Origin of the sequence: Pedobacter sp. Bi27 (assembly GCF_918698255.1) — a bacterium.
Lineage (GTDB): Bacteria > Bacteroidota > Bacteroidia > Sphingobacteriales > Sphingobacteriaceae > Pedobacter.
Genome location: NZ_CAKKMW010000002.1, coordinates 854,345 through 868,832 on the forward strand (window position 1 = coordinate 854,345; position 14,488 = coordinate 868,832).

The 14,488-nt window shown below is 38.6% G+C and carries 13 protein-coding genes; 8 read left to right on the plus strand and 5 right to left on the minus strand.

The window, feature by feature from the left end:
• Positions 1-8 precede the first annotated feature (8 nt).
• On the minus strand, positions 9-1,256 hold the full coding sequence (locus LQ227_RS09065; protein WP_230149088.1) for an aspartyl protease family protein: 1,248 nt from the start codon (positions 1,254-1,256) through the stop codon (positions 9-11).
• A 51-nt stretch (positions 1,257-1,307) separates the two neighbouring features.
• On the opposite strand from LQ227_RS09065, the gene LQ227_RS09070 reads away from it, so the two are divergent.
• Genes LQ227_RS09070 through LQ227_RS09085 form a run of 4 tightly spaced genes read left to right on the plus strand, consistent with a single transcriptional unit; the run spans position 1,308 to position 5,279 of the window.
• Positions 1,308-2,636 carry a D-alanyl-D-alanine carboxypeptidase gene (locus LQ227_RS09070; RefSeq protein ID WP_230149090.1) on the plus strand — a complete coding sequence of 443 codons (1,329 nt, stop codon included), beginning with the start codon at positions 1,308-1,310 and terminating at the stop codon, positions 2,634-2,636.
• Positions 2,637-2,666: 30 nt separating this feature from the next.
• Positions 2,667-3,692: a glycoside hydrolase family 18 protein gene (locus tag LQ227_RS09075; protein ID WP_230149092.1), complete on the plus strand. Its 1,026-nt coding sequence runs from the start codon at positions 2,667-2,669 to the stop codon at positions 3,690-3,692.
• A 1-nt stretch (position 3,693) separates the two neighbouring features.
• Positions 3,694-4,740 carry an aminotransferase class I/II-fold pyridoxal phosphate-dependent enzyme gene (locus LQ227_RS09080; protein WP_230142870.1) on the plus strand — a complete coding sequence of 349 codons (1,047 nt, stop codon included), beginning with the start codon at positions 3,694-3,696 and terminating at the stop codon, positions 4,738-4,740.
• Positions 4,741-4,778: 38 nt separating this feature from the next.
• Positions 4,779-5,279: a histidine phosphatase family protein gene (locus tag LQ227_RS09085; RefSeq protein WP_230142871.1), complete on the plus strand. Its 501-nt coding sequence runs from the start codon at positions 4,779-4,781 to the stop codon at positions 5,277-5,279.
• Between the two features lie 166 nt (positions 5,280-5,445).
• Here LQ227_RS09085 and LQ227_RS09090 read toward each other — a convergent pair whose 3' ends face one another.
• The 4 genes from LQ227_RS09090 to LQ227_RS09105 form a co-directional block, all read right to left on the minus strand.
• Entirely contained in the window at positions 5,446-6,129 is a 684-nt protein-coding gene (locus LQ227_RS09090) for a M15 family metallopeptidase (RefSeq protein WP_230142873.1), read from the minus strand.
• Between the two features lie 169 nt (positions 6,130-6,298).
• On the minus strand, positions 6,299-7,525 hold the full coding sequence (locus LQ227_RS09095; protein ID WP_230142875.1) for an alanine dehydrogenase: 1,227 nt from the start codon (positions 7,523-7,525) through the stop codon (positions 6,299-6,301).
• Between the two features lie 74 nt (positions 7,526-7,599).
• Entirely contained in the window at positions 7,600-8,016 is a 417-nt protein-coding gene (gene tsaE / locus LQ227_RS09100) for a tRNA (adenosine(37)-N6)-threonylcarbamoyltransferase complex ATPase subunit type 1 TsaE (protein WP_230142877.1), read from the minus strand.
• A 185-nt stretch (positions 8,017-8,201) separates the two neighbouring features.
• Positions 8,202-9,755, minus strand: a complete 1,554-nt coding sequence (locus tag LQ227_RS09105) for a PglZ domain-containing protein (protein ID WP_057931049.1) — start codon at positions 9,753-9,755, stop codon at positions 8,202-8,204.
• A 111-nt stretch (positions 9,756-9,866) separates the two neighbouring features.
• On the opposite strand from LQ227_RS09105, the gene LQ227_RS09110 reads away from it, so the two are divergent.
• The 4 genes from LQ227_RS09110 to lpxA all read left to right on the plus strand — a co-directional run bounded on the left by LQ227_RS09110 (position 9,867) and on the right by lpxA (position 14,476).
• Positions 9,867-11,090 (plus strand): HD domain-containing protein, encoded by a 1,224-nt coding sequence (locus LQ227_RS09110; protein ID WP_230149095.1) that lies wholly within the window; start codon positions 9,867-9,869, stop codon positions 11,088-11,090.
• Positions 11,091-11,212: 122 nt separating this feature from the next.
• Positions 11,213-12,289 (plus strand): UDP-3-O-(3-hydroxymyristoyl)glucosamine N-acyltransferase, encoded by a 1,077-nt coding sequence (lpxD, locus tag LQ227_RS09115; RefSeq protein ID WP_029274292.1) that lies wholly within the window; start codon positions 11,213-11,215, stop codon positions 12,287-12,289.
• Positions 12,279-13,691: a bifunctional UDP-3-O-[3-hydroxymyristoyl] N-acetylglucosamine deacetylase/3-hydroxyacyl-ACP dehydratase gene (locus LQ227_RS09120; RefSeq protein WP_108197090.1), complete on the plus strand. Its 1,413-nt coding sequence runs from the start codon at positions 12,279-12,281 to the stop codon at positions 13,689-13,691. Before lpxD ends, LQ227_RS09120 begins: the two co-directional genes overlap by 11 nt.
• A complete protein-coding gene (gene lpxA, locus LQ227_RS09125) occupies positions 13,691-14,476 on the plus strand; it encodes an acyl-ACP--UDP-N-acetylglucosamine O-acyltransferase (RefSeq protein ID WP_029274294.1) in 786 nt (261 codons plus the stop codon). Before LQ227_RS09120 ends, lpxA begins: the two co-directional genes overlap by 1 nt.
• Positions 14,477-14,488 lie beyond the last annotated feature (12 nt).

Below are 14,488 nucleotides of genomic sequence, written 5' to 3' on the forward strand. Positions count from 1 at the left end.
TACGCTTTTTAGATCCTCTTTTCAAGGCGAACCACTTTAAAATAGACTTGATTATCCCTAAAAATCTCAAAAATTACATTCCTATCTGCTTTTGATTTAAACATTTCGGTAAGCTCATTTAAAGAATAGGTATCTATACTTTTGAAATTTACCGCGATAATTTCATCATCAGGGCATAATCCCGCTTTTTCTGCCGGACTATTTTCGTCTATTTCACCAATCAGAACTCTTTTATACTCTTTCTGATCGAGGTAAATTACCATACCTACCATATCATGCTCGAAAGGAGTTTTGCTTAAACCATTAGGCTTAACATAAATAAAACCTCCCTGGTAGTTAAACTGGATATTAAATTTCCGCAGCAAATCCGCTCCCACATTACCGTTCCGTTTTGATAAATCGATCTTATCCGCAATACTCTTAAAATCAGGAAATCCTGCAACAACGTCTTTAAAAACATGGCCGCCTACATTAAACTTGCCTACACGGCCAATATATCCCTTAATCTGGCCGCTAAGGCTCATTCCTAAATTTGCTTTGATTTTTTTTTCGGGCAGCGGGAATTCGGTTCCATGGAGCATTTCGAGCGATAAAGCATGGCTAGCTCCTGTGTCCATTAAAAACCTAGCCTCAACGGTTTTACCGCCAGGAACATCAACAGTACCTAAAATATACGGTTTCTGATTCTGAATCTCAATGGGTATTTTTTTGCCAAGGTATTTGATTTTGGCATCGTGATCATAAATAATCAGCCTATTTTCACTGTATCTTATATCAACAATAAAGCTGTTAAAAAAACTGAAGCCCAGCAAGCCGTAAATTTTCAGTCCCAAATGCCCCGACAGGTTAAAGAGATCTTCTTTTAAGATTGCCGTTGGTATATTCTTAATGCTTGTACTGCCTACTTTAACATCCAGACTTTGAGAAACATAGGCCTCAACTGTTTCAATGCCCAAGCCAGATACTTTAATTTTACGGAGTTTACTAAAATTCAAAGAATCGATAATCGATGGATCGGTAATAATCATTGGTCCGACTCCGGTATCAAGAACAAAATCATACGGCCCCTTACCATTTACATACACCGGAATAACCATCAGGTTTTTGATGCACTTAAAAGTAATTGACTGTTTTTGCCTGTTTCTTTTAAAAAGGAATTCCTGGCCAAATCCAGAAAAAGCAAGAAATACCAACCCCAAACAAATTGTTAGTTTGCGTAAACAGATTATTACACCGGGGTTATATTTGGTTAACATTAAACTAAATTTAATAAATTAGTTGATAATTATGTCCCCTAAATTTAGAACATGTTTACTTTAAAAAATCATAATTTTATTTTTCTTGCATTTGCACTATCTATTTGTTTGTTAACAAGTTGCTCAACCAATAAAATCATTTCAAAAAAAGTAGCTAAAGAATTTAAAAATTCGCAGGTAATCAAACAATATCAGGTTGGTTTCGCCCTTTATAATCCTACAGATAAAAAAATGATTTTTCAGAAAGATGCCGGTAAATATTTCACCCCAGCGTCTAACACCAAACTTTATACTTTTTTTGCAAGCTTAAAAATGCTGCCCGATTTAATGCCTGCCTTAAAATATATTGAACGGAATGATTCATTGATTTTTTGGGGTACAGGCGATCCATCTTTTTTACAGTTTGCAGTAAAAGACAAATCGGCTTACAATTTTCTTTTGGCTTCGAACAAAAAACTATTCTTTTCTCCCGGACGATATTCGGGCAGTTTTTTTGGCGATGGCTGGTCGTGGGATGATTACGATTATTATTATCAGCCAGAAATTACCGAAATGCCAATTATGGATAACATGGTTACTTCTACTTATGCCACTCCAAATAAAATCAATATCGAACCAAAGGTGTTTGCCTCCTGTTTCGAAATAGATTCTACAAAAAAAGCAGGCAGTTTTCAGGTAAGCAGAGATTTTTTAAGCAACCGCTTTCATTATCCTGCCGTTTCAGTACAACCGGGCTATAATCAGCAAAACCCATATAAAACCAGTGCACAGGTTACCGTCGAAATATTATCAGATACACTGCACAAACCTGTCGGCATTATAAACTTAAAAATACCATCGTATGCTATAACTTTATCGGGCGCAAAGCGTGATTCAGTTTTAAAACACATGATGCTACCCAGCGATAATTTTATCGCCGAACATTTGTTATTGGTTTGCTCCAATCAGATTGGCGATACATTGAGCACAACAAAAGCCATTGATTACATTACGAAAAACTACCTTTCTTTTTTGCCTGATAAAGTAAAATGGGCTGATGGATCTGGTTTGTCCCGTCAGAATTTATTTACGCCGCGTGATAATGTATACCTCCTTGATTCCATTTACAGGTTGGTGAACGATCCCGAAAAGCTTTTTGGTCTGCTGCCAGCAGGCGGTAAAAGTGGCACATTAAAAAATGCTTACCCCAAAACCGACAAACCTTTTGTTTTCGGAAAAACAGGTTCGCTCGGTGGCGTTCATAATCAAAGTGGGTATGTACTCACAAAAAAAGGCAAAACGTATATTTATTCTTTCATGAACAACAGTTTTGTAAAACCAACTGCCGAGGTACGTGCAGAAATGGTAAGGATAATCACTTATATACACAATACTTTTTAAGCATATGTAACATCAAATAACACCTAACCTATGAAAAAAATCTACCTATTGATTGGCATCTCTACCATGCTGATTATATCAGCTTGTAAGAAAAATGATCCCATAACCGATCCTATAGAACCTCCTATCCCTACTACACCATATATACCCGACAATAGCTTTAAAATTGTAAGCTATTTCCCAAGTTACCGAGATCCAGCCAGTATTGCAGATTCGAAGTTCAAAATGATTACGCACCTCTTTTATGCTTTTCTGAACCCCAATACCGATGGAAGTTTAGCTGCGTTGGAACAATCCGGTCGATTTACAACCGTAATGCAAAAAGCAAGGGCAAATGGCGTTAAAACAGGCATTTCGATATCGGGTACGAAAAGTATTTTTGTAACCATGGCGGCATCTGCAACGGCCAGAAACCTGTTCGTAAAAAATGTGCTAACTTTTGCCAAAACAAATAATCTGAACGGCGTAGATATGGATTGGGAATATCCAAGCACCAGCGATGGATCTGCAGATAATTACGTGCTGTTAATGAAAGAGCTTTCAGATTCGCTACACAAATACCATAAATTTTTAAGTGCGGCCATAACCCCTGGTGTATATGCCGGCAGTATCCGGGATGGATTAAAATCGGAAGTTTTTCCTGCTGTAGATTTCTTTAATATTATGGTGTACGATGGCATTGGCTGGGATAAAAATGAGCCTATACAACATGCATCCTATAACATGGCCGTTGCCAGTTTAAATTATTGGCTAAGCACACGCGGTATGCCAAGAGAGAAAGCCGTTTTGGGTATCCCGGCTTATGGTAAAAATGCCAATAACTCGGCCAAGGCCTATCGCGATTTTGTAACAGCGGGGGCTGATGTAAGTTTAGATAATGCATCAATTGATGGCGTTCAATTTTACTTTAATGGAACCATAACCACCAAGAAAAAAGCTAAACTCGCTAAAGATATTGCAAATGGAATCATGTTCTGGGAATTTTACCATGATGACAATGGCGATAAATCTATTATCCGCGCTGCAAATGATGAGCTTGGACGAAACTATAATTAATATGAAGCCTAATTTTAAATCGATTGATCAACCTTTTTCTAATAACATAAATATTGAAGGAAACACCTATTTATATTTCGGGGGGACGGCTTATCTGGGCATTCCTAAAAATCAGGACTTTATTAATCTATATGTCGAAGGGATTAAAAATTTCGGTTTAAACAACGGAACAAGCCGTACCAACAACATTCAGCTTGGCATTTATGATGATGCTGAAAAAGTAGCAGCAGCACGATATGGAGCAGAAGCTGCGCTGATTACTTCAAGCGGATATTTAGCTGCGCAGCTTACCGTTAAGGATTTATCCGGATTAGGAAAAGTAATTTATGGCCCTGCAGCACATCCTGCACTTTGGTTGGTAGAAAATCAAACCAAAAACGTAAAACTATTTCGAGATTGGGAACTAGAAACGATTGAAAGAATAAATTCATCTGAAGAAAAAACCTGGATTTTGATTAGTAATTCCATGAATAATCTCGTCCCCGAAATTTATGACTTCGACTTTTTAAAAGAGATCAGTAAGGATAAAAACATAATTCTTGTTGTTGACGATTCGCATGGAATAGGCGTAAACAACGATGGTATGGGTGCCATCGTAAATCTTCCCAAACAAGAAAATATCGAAAATGTAGTGGTTGCCTCTATGGCAAAAGCACTGGGTGTAGATGCGGGCATTGTTTTGGCCTCCAATAAAATAATCAATAAACTTAAAAGTACAAATACCTTTATTGGCGCTTCTCCGTCAAGTCCCGCCGCACTTTATGCATTTATCCATGCTGAAGATATATATAGAAAGGCCCTAAATAAACTGAAAAACAACATGGTAATGCTTGAAAAAGCATCAAATCTTACCTGGAAACACGAATGGGATTTCCCTGTGTATCTACTGGGTGATGTAAATTTTTCACAACGTCTTTTGCAAAAGCAGATCCTGATTTCGTCTTTCCCTTATCCGAACCCTACCGACGAAACTTTAAACCGTATAGTACTTTCTGCCTGGCATGAAAAGGAGGATATTGAAGAGCTAATCGCTGCCATATCTTTTTAAAGCTTTTCTTATCCAATTAATTTTTGAATATTTATAACATGAAAAAACTGCTTGTATTACTGTCGTTAACGCTTCTCTTTGCCAACATAATTTCTGCACAAACTACCACGGTTTGGATTGTTAGGCACGCAGAGAAAGATAAATCGAACCCACAGGATACCAACCCCAATCTCTCTGATGAGGGAAAAGTTCGTGCAGGAGATTTAGCAACTTACCTAAAAAAGGTAAAATTTGATGTTGCTTTTGCCACGCCGACGAAAAGAACGCACCAAACATTGGATTCATTAGTGGTTCCGAAGGTAATCGATTATAAAGACGTTAAATCGCTTGTAGACAGCATTAAAACCAATTACGTTGGCAAAACCATTATTGTAGCAGGCCATTCTAATACCGTACTCGAGATTATTGAAGCCCTTGGCGGCAAAAAGCCTAAAGAGGAGTTAACAGATGATGATTACGATTACATTTTTGAACTGGCTGTAAAAGAGGATAAAGCGAAGGTAAAAATGGAACAATACGGGAGGCCGCATCATTTGTAGTTTGTAATGTTAGGCGTTACCACCTGACGATTGAAACGCTAAATTTAGTGTAAGATGGCAACATCTTACACCACGAAAATGCTCCAGAAGTCTTCGACTACGCTCAGACTGGCAACCGCTTGGAGAGAGTGCAACCAAGCTCCCTGCCTAATGAACCCATTAGCCCTTAAAGTTTTTCGAAGGGAATATCCATTAAATCGTACTTTTTCCAACCGGCAAAATCATAGTGCCACCATTCGTTCTCCAGTACATTCATCTGATATTTACCCATTATTGCAATTAAAAAATCGCGGTTCTTTTTAGCCTCTGGCGATACCTTCTCATATTTTGCCGCAGCAGATGCCAAAAAACTATCGTAAGGTGTCGGCATTGGTATTTCTTTGCCTGTTTTCAGATCAATCAGGGTTAAATCTACCGCACAACCTCTGTTGTGTTTAGATCCCTTTGCCGGATTAGCCACAAAGTTTTTATCACTGGCCTTTTTATAAAACTCAATGGTAATAGCGTAAGGCCGGTATCCATCGAATATTTTCAAGCCATAGCCTTTTTTATTTAATTCCTTTTGGATTTTTTTTAACGATTCTACTACTGGTTTTCGGGCAAAAGCCCTTGCCTGTTTATACATTACCTGCTGCATAAAATTATTCTTAGTGGCGTAGCGGATATCTAATTTGATATTGGGAATGGCTTTTTTAATTTCAACCAATTCGTTATTCGGATCCGTTTTTACCGATGCCAGATATTGATTATAGGAACTCACCACCACCAGTTTTTTTATCGCGGAAGGTTTATTTTGGGCGCTAACAACCACTGAGAGGAAGAAAAATAACGTAAAGAGATTGAGTTTCATATAATTGGTATTTGGTATAGGTCATTACCGCTGTTAAGTCAAAACGGTTGTCAGTCTGAGCCTGTCGAAGACCTTTACATTTGATAACCAACAAAATGTCCTTCGACAAGCTCAGGACGACATTTCGTTGATTTATCAGCTAAATTAATAGTCTCGTTACTGCAAAGTTTTATTGATTCGAAACAACCAATAATTCAAGATCCTTAAACGGCAGATTAAACATATCAGCCAGATCTTTATTGGTACAGTTTCCCTGATAAATATATAATGCTTCGCGGATACCGGGCGTATTCCATACCATGTTCATTAAACCTCCAAATTCACCGATATCCAATAAAATAGGCGCAAAAATGTTCGTTAAAGCGTAAGATGCCGTTCTTGGCACACGCGAAGCAATATTTGGCACACAATAGTGGATTACATCGTATTTTCTAAATACCGGATTGGTGTGGTTTGTCACTTCAGAAGTTTCAAAACAGCCTCCTTGATCAATGCTTACATCAATTACCACCGAATGTGGTTTCATCCGGGCAACCGTCTCTTCCATTACTATGCACGGACTCCGCCCGTGGCTAGCTCTGATGGCGCCTATTACTACATCGCAGGTTACAATAGCCTTATTCAACACAATAGGTTGCATTACCGAAGTGAATACCCTGCTTCCTAAATTATTCTGAAGGCGGCGTAAGCGGTAAATGGAGCTATCGAAAACTTTAACCTCGGCTCCTAATGCCAAAGCTGTTCTGGCGGCATATTCGCCCACCGTCCCTGCGCCTAAAATTACAATCTCTGTTGGAGGAACGCCAGTAAAGCCGCCAAGCATTAAACCTTTTCCGCCTGTTACATTGCTCAAATATTCTGCAGCAATTAAAATAGAGGTCGACCCCACTATTTCGCTCATGGCGCGTACCACGCTGAGTACATTACCTTCATCGCGAAGATTCTCAAAACATAATGCGTTAATTTTTTTATGCATCAGCGCTTTCAGATAATCCTGCTTTAGCGTTCCGGTTTGCAACGAAGAAATTAATGTTTGCCCTTTATGCATCATCTCAATCTCTTCCAACATGGGCGGTGCAATTTTCACCAGGATATCGGCATCGAAAACTTCTTTTTTGTTATAGGCAATTTTAGCCCCCTGTTCAGCATACTCGGTATCAGAAAAATTAGCCCCAATGCCAGCGCCACTTTCCAGCACAACACGGTGCCCATTGTTTACCAATAATGCAACAGATAAAGGGGTTAATGCAATTCTATTTTCCTGGAAAGAAATTTCCTTGGGTATTCCTATATATAGACTGTTTTTTTTATTTCTGGTTTCAAGCTTTGCCTCTTGCGTTTGTAGTAAACCCTGACGAGCTATATCGGCCATTCCTTCGCGTAATCCTGTAGCCATGTTGAATTTAAAATTTTGATAGTTTTAGGTTGTTCAAGATAAGGAAAATCTGTTAATTTATTGATAACTAATTGTTATACCTTCGAAAACCTGAATAATCTGCGGTTTTCATCCAGCACATTTATCTCAATTTTAATATGTTTTTCGGGTAGTAACTCTTCCACTCGTTCAGGCCATTCTATTAAACAAACTCCACCACCATAAAAATATTCTTCATAGCCCAAATCATAAGCTTCGTGAATATCTTTTATTCTATAAAAATCGAAATGGAAAACCGGGCCCTTAGGACTTTCATATTCATTAACGATAGAATAGGTAGGACTCGAAACCACATCATCAACACCTAAATGTTTACAGAAATTTTTAATGAAGGTTGTTTTCCCAGCACCCATATCACCTTCAAAAATGAAGACTTTTTGGCCACTGGCAAAATCTGAAAGCTGTTGTGCAACAGCAGGTAAATCAGCTAAACTGTTAACTTCGATATCCATTTTAAAAAATAAAGGCAAAAGTAATACATAATTGCATTGCTTTTGCCTGATTATTTTGTGATTTGTCAGTCTGAGCCTGTCGAAGACCCTACCATCATAACAGATCCTGAAATAAATTCAGGAGGACGGTCTTATTAAAAACGACTGGGCTCATATCTCAAATCTAGTATCTCAATTCTCTTTTATTACCTCGGCGAATACGTCACCACTGGAATAATCATTTCCTCGAGTGAAATACCTCCATGCTGGAAGGTTTCGTTATAATAATTCACAAACTGATTGTAATTATTCGGATAAACGAAATAGCTATCTTCTCTTGCAAAAATATAACTGCTGCTGATGTTGATTTTAGGCAACAATGCATCATGAGGATTTTTAATCAAAAACACTTCTTTTGCATTAAAATTAAGGTTTCTACCTTGTTTGTACCTCAAATTGGTGTTTGTGCTTCTATCGCCTATTACTTTAACCGGTTTTTTAACACGGATGGTTCCGTGATCGGTTGTAATAATCACTTTTACCTTTTTCTGTGAGATTTTTTTCAATAAGTCCCAAAGTGGCGAATGCTCAAACCAGGATAAGGTTAACGAACGGTAAGCGGCATCATCATTAGCCAGCTCGCGGATCATCTGCATATCCGTACGGGCATGACTTAACATATCAACAAAGTTGAATACAATGGCATTGAAATCGTTCTGCAACAAGTTATTGGTCTGATCAACAAGATCTTTCCCCTGCTCAAAAGTGAGGATTTTATTATAACTGAATTTACAATCTTTTCTTAAACTACGTTTAATGTTATCGGCCAGAAAAGCTTCTTCGTGCATGTTTTTCCCACCCTCATCATCATCGTTCTGCCACAGCTGTGGAAAACGTTTCTCCATATCCAAAGGCATCATGCCCGAAAAGATGGCGTTACGGGCATATTGTGTTGCTGTTGGCAAAATGCTCGTGTACATATCTTCTTCATCGATCCTGAAATATTCAGAAATTAGCGGATTAATGATTTTCCACTGATCGTAACGTAAATTATCAATCAGAATAAAAAAGACAGGTGTGGTATCGTTAATATGAGGGAAGGCTTTTTTCTTTAACAGCTCATTAGAAAGCAAGGGGGCTTTATCTTTTTCTTTAATCCAACCTAAATAATGTTCTTCGATAAATTTAGTAAACTGTGTATTGGCTTCCTGTTTCTGCATGGTTAAAATTTCATGCATTTGCGGGTCGTCAAGTTTTTCAAGTTCCAGCTCCCAAAAAACGATTTTTTTATACACATCCACCCACTCTTCGTAATTCAGCCTGTCGCCCAGTGTCATACCCAATCGGCGGAAATCCTGTTGGTAAGCCATAGAAGTTTTCTCGCTTACCAGGCGTTTGTTATCAATTAGTTTTTTAATGGTTAACAACACCTGTTTAGGATTTACAGGTTTAATCAGATAATCGTCAATCTTACTACCAATCGCATCCTCCATTAAATTTTCTTCTTCACTTTTGGTAATCAGCACAACAGGAACATCCGGATTCAGGTTTTTAATGGCCGATAAGGTTTCAATCCCACTCATCCCCGGCATATTTTCATCCAAAAAAACCAGGTCAAAATGAGCTTTTCCAAATGCCTCCAACGCATCGTTCCCATTGGTAAATGTAGTTACATGGTAACCTTTATCATTGAGCAATAATATATGAGGTTTTAATAAGTCGATTTCATCATCGGCCCATAATATTTTAGTTTCTTGCATGTTATTGTAAAAATAGGTAAGTATTGCCTTTTAATTTTGGCAGGTAAATCAAACTATAAATAAAAATAGCAATTTTTGTACCGTATCTATCTATTTAACTATTTTTAACGATTGAACAAGAAGAAAATAATCAATGACCCGGTATACGGTTTCATCAGCATTCCGTCCGAATTAGTTTACGATGTGATCTCACATCCTTATTTCCAACGTTTGCGTTACATCAAACAGCTTGGAATGACTCATTTGGTTTATCCAGGTGCATTACACACACGTTTCCACCATGCTTTAGGGGCCATGCATTTAATGAGTTTGGCCATAAATCTTTTAAGAAGTAAAGAACATATCATAACCGATGGCGAAGAAGAAGCCGCCATTTTGGCTATTTTACTGCACGATATCGGCCATGGTCCCTTTTCTCACGCATTAGAACATTCTTTAGTAACTGGAATTAGGCACGAAGATATTTCGGCAAAACTAATGCGCGATTTAAATGTGCACTTTGACGGGCGGTTAACCCATGCCATCGAAATTTTTAATGGCACCTACCCTAAAAAGTTTCTTCATCAACTGATTTCCGGTCAGTTAGATCTCGATAGAATGGATTATTTAAACCGCGACAGCTTTTTTACAGGCGTTAGCGAAGGCGTAATCAGTTTCGACCGGATCATTAAAATGTTTAACGTTTACGATGATGATCTGGTGATTGAGGAGAAAGGCATTTATTCTATAGAGAAATTTTTAATTGCCCGCCGGCTGATGTACTGGCAGGTTTATCTGCACAAAACTGTTATTGCTGGCGAGATGATTTTGGTAAAGCTATTAGAGCGTGCAAAAGAACTATCAGCCGCTGGAGCCGATTTATTTGCTTCACCATCATTGAATTATTTCTTAAAAAACGATATCAACGAGGCCAATTTCTTCTCTCAACACGAAAATCTCGAGCATTTTACCAACCTGGATGACCAGGACATTTATGCAGCAGTTAAGGTTTGGGCCAAACATCCCGATAAAATTTTGTCTACGTTATGTAAAATGCTTACTTCCAGAAATCTTTATAAGGTAGAAATGGGCAACGAAATGGCCAATCCCGACCGCGTAAATTTTTTACAGGATGCAGCTGTTAATTTATTAGAAATCAAACCCGAAGAAGCAAGGTATTTTGTTTTTACCGATTCGATTCAAAACCGCGCATATAACGCAGGGGTTGGAAATATCAAGATTTTGATGAAAAATAACGATATTGTTGATATTGCGAAGGCGTCTGATTTGTCTAATCTCGAGTCGCTGCAAAAAACTGTAGAGAAATATATCCTCTGTTACCCCAGAGGGATTTAAGGTTATTTAACAAAATATTTAACTTTTAGTGCCGTTTTAAGTCTTATTATTGTGTAAAATATACACCCTTTAACCCGAGCAGGTTTTTTTGTTCATATCAATTTAACATATACCTTTGTACGATGCAATTTACTGCCACGCAGATAAGTCAGTTTCTAAACGGTTCCATTGATGGTAACCCTGATGTAGCCGTTACCGAACTTTCTAAAATAGAAGACGGAAAGGAAGGCTCTTTGTCTTTTCTTTCGAACCCTAAGTACGAAAACTTTTTGTATTCCACTCAGGCCTCAGTCGTTATCGTATCAAAGGATTTCGCCCCTACGCAACCCTATACCAGTACATTAATACGTGTAGAAAATCCATATAGCGCTTTTACAATCTTGTTGGATAAATATAATGAAGCCGTTAATGCCCAGACTGCACAATCTGGAATTGATAAACTTGCATTTGTTCACCCTACGGCGAAAATTGGCAAAAACGTGTTTATAGATGCTTTTGCCTATGTAGCCGAAAATGTAGAAATTGCAGATGGCTGTAAAATAAATGCGCAAACCTTTATCGGCGCGAACTCTAAAGTCGGCGAAAACAGTACGTTTTTTCCCGGTGTAAAAATCTATCACAATTCAATAATCGGCAACAGGGTTGTTATTCATTCCAATACCGTTATCGGAAGCGATGGTTTTGGTTTTGCCCCGCAAAAAGACGGCACTTACAATAAAATCCCCCAGATTGGAAACGTTATAATCGAAGATGACGTAGAAATTGGCGCAAATACAACTGTAGATCGTGCAACAATGGGGTCAACAATTGTAAAAAAAGGTGCAAAAATCGATAACCTGATCCAGATTGCGCACAATGTAGAGATTGGCGAGAACACGGTTTTAGCCGCACAGTCGGGCATATCAGGAAGTACAAAAATTGGCCCTAACAGTGTTGTTGGCGGGCAAGTTGGTATAGCTGGGCACTTAACATTAGCTAAGGGCACTCAGATTGGTGCACAGGCCGGTATTAATTTTAATATTACAGAAGAAAATAAACAATGGCATGGCAGTCCGGCGCAACCATTACGCAACTGGATGCGTGCCTCAGTAATTTTCAAACATCTTCCCGATGTAGAAAAAAGAATAAACGCGCTCGAACAGGAATTGAAAAAGCTCACAGCTGAACTGGAAAAGAATACAATACACAATGAACGTTAGACAAAAAACGATTAAACAAGAAATATCAGCATCTGGTGTTGGTTTACACACAGGCGCTAATGTTACTTTAACATTTTGCCCGGCCCCCGAAAATCATGGCTTTAAATTTCAGCGTATTGATTTAGATGGCCACCCGATTATCGAAGCCGATGCAGATAACGTTACAGACACTTCGCGTGGAACAACACTTACCCAAAATGGCGCCAGCGTGAGCACCGTAGAGCACGTAATGGCATCGTTAGTGGGTATGGACCTCGATAACGTACTGATTAAATTAGACGGACCCGAAACCCCGATTATGGACGGGAGCTCTATCCAGTTTGTTGATTTACTGGAAGAAGTTGGTACAGTTGAGCAAAATGCAGATCGCGAGTACTTTACTATCCCCCATAACATTACCTATACCGAAGAAGATAGAAAGGTAGAAATTGTGGCAATGCCGCTTGACGACTATCGTTTTACCTGTATGATCGATTATAATTCTCCTGTTTTGGGCAGTCAGCATGCTGGCATTAATACCATTGCAGAGTTTAAGAAAGAAATTGCTTCATGCCGTACCTTCTGTTTCTTACACGAATTGGAATATCAGTTATCGCACAATTTAATTAAAGGTGGCGATTTAAATAACGCCATTGTAATTGTAGATAAAGAGGTTACCAAAGATGAATTGAGCCATTTGGCCAAATTATTTAACCGTAAAGATATCGATGTTGCCCCACAGGGAATTTTGAACAACATGGAATTGCGTTACCAAAATGAGCCTGCCCGTCATAAATTATTAGATATGATTGGCGATTTAGCTTTGGTTGGCATGCATTTAAAAGGCCATATTATGGCTGCCCGCCCAGGCCATGCAGCAAACGTTGCCTTTGCTAAAAAAATTAAAGCAGCGATTAAAAAAGAGAAAAACAAAAAAATACAAAAGGTTTACGACCCAAGTGCAAAACCATTATATGACGTTGTTCAGATTATGGATATTTTGCCTCACCGCCAGCCATTTTTATTCGTTGATAAAATATTAGAACTTTCTAAAAATCACGTGGTAGGTGTTAAAAACGTAACCATGAACGAAGAGTTTTTTAAAGGTCACTTTCCTGGTGCACCGGTTTTTCCGGGCGTAATTCAAATTGAGGCTATGGCTCAGGTTGGTGGTATTTTAGTGTTAAGTACCGTTCCAGATCCTAGAAATTATTTAACCTATTTCTTAAAAATAGATAACGTACGTTTTAGGGCCCAGGTTCTTCCTGGCGATACTATTGTTTTCCGCTGCGATTTACTTGAACCAATCAGAAGGGGTATTGCCCAGATGAAAGGTGTAGGTATGGTTGGCGAAAAAATCGTTGTCGAAGCCGAAATGATGGCTCAAATTTCAAAAGTTAAACAAGCAGAACCCGCCCAATAATGATACAACCTTTAGCATACATACATCCCCAGGCAAAGATTGCCGAAAACGTGGTAATCGAACCCTTTGTAGTGATACATAAAGACGTTGTAATTGGAGAAGGAACCTGGATCGGATCGAACGTAACCATTATGGATGGCGCACGTATCGGCAAAAACTGCCGTATCTTTCCTGGTGCTGTTATTTCTGGCGAACCACAGGATTTAAAATTTGCAGGTGAGGTTACCACTGCAGAAATCGGCGACAATACGACTATCCGCGAATGCGTAACCATTAACCGTGGTACAAAAGATAAATGGAAAACTACTATCGGTAGCAATTGTTTAATTCAGGCGTACTCACACATCGCGCACGATTGTGAAGTTGGCAACAACTGTATTTTCTCGAACAGCACTACTTTGGCTGGCCACATTACCATTGGAAACAATGTGGTTTTGGCAGGTTTGGTTGCGATACATCAATTTGTTAAAGTGGGTTCCTATGCTTTCGTTACTGGTGGTTCATTGGTACGCAAAGATGTTCCCCCTTATGTAAAAGCAGCCCGTGAGCCACTTTCGTATGCAGGAATTAACTCTGTTGGATTGCGCAGAAGAGGTTTTACCAATGAGCAGATTGACGAAATCCAAGAGATTTACCGTGTACTTTTTGTAAAACACAATAACGTAACCAAAGCTTTAGACATGATCGAAGCCGAATTTAAACCAACGGAAATCCGTGATGAAATTGTAGATTTTATCCGTAATTCTAACCGTGGTGTAATGAAGGGCTTTGGAATGGGCAGTTAAGCTTAAAGCAGA

Excerpts from the sequence above, each read along its gene's own strand:
- LQ227_RS09085 (WP_230142871.1), top strand. The coding sequence starts at position 4,779 with ATGAAAAAACTGCTTGTATTACTGTCGTTAACGCTTCTCTTTGCCAAC.
- LQ227_RS09065 (WP_230149088.1), bottom strand. The coding sequence starts at position 1,256 with ATGTTAACCAAATATAACCCCGGTGTAATAATCTGTTTACGCAAACTA.
- LQ227_RS09120 (WP_108197090.1), top strand. The coding sequence starts at position 12,279 with ATGAACGTTAGACAAAAAACGATTAAACAAGAAATATCAGCATCTGGT.
- tsaE (WP_230142877.1), bottom strand. The coding sequence starts at position 8,016 with ATGGATATCGAAGTTAACAGTTTAGCTGATTTACCTGCTGTTGCACAA.
- LQ227_RS09080 (WP_230142870.1), top strand. The coding sequence starts at position 3,694 with ATGAAGCCTAATTTTAAATCGATTGATCAACCTTTTTCTAATAACATA.
- LQ227_RS09105 (WP_057931049.1), bottom strand. The coding sequence starts at position 9,755 with ATGCAAGAAACTAAAATATTATGGGCCGATGATGAAATCGACTTATTA.
- LQ227_RS09095 (WP_230142875.1), bottom strand. The coding sequence starts at position 7,525 with ATGGCTACAGGATTACGCGAAGGAATGGCCGATATAGCTCGTCAGGGT.
- lpxA (WP_029274294.1), top strand. The coding sequence starts at position 13,691 with ATGATACAACCTTTAGCATACATACATCCCCAGGCAAAGATTGCCGAA.
- LQ227_RS09070 (WP_230149090.1), top strand. The coding sequence starts at position 1,308 with ATGTTTACTTTAAAAAATCATAATTTTATTTTTCTTGCATTTGCACTA.
- LQ227_RS09090 (WP_230142873.1), bottom strand. The coding sequence starts at position 6,129 with ATGAAACTCAATCTCTTTACGTTATTTTTCTTCCTCTCAGTGGTTGTT.
- lpxD (WP_029274292.1), top strand. The coding sequence starts at position 11,213 with ATGCAATTTACTGCCACGCAGATAAGTCAGTTTCTAAACGGTTCCATT.
- LQ227_RS09075 (WP_230149092.1), top strand. The coding sequence starts at position 2,667 with ATGAAAAAAATCTACCTATTGATTGGCATCTCTACCATGCTGATTATA.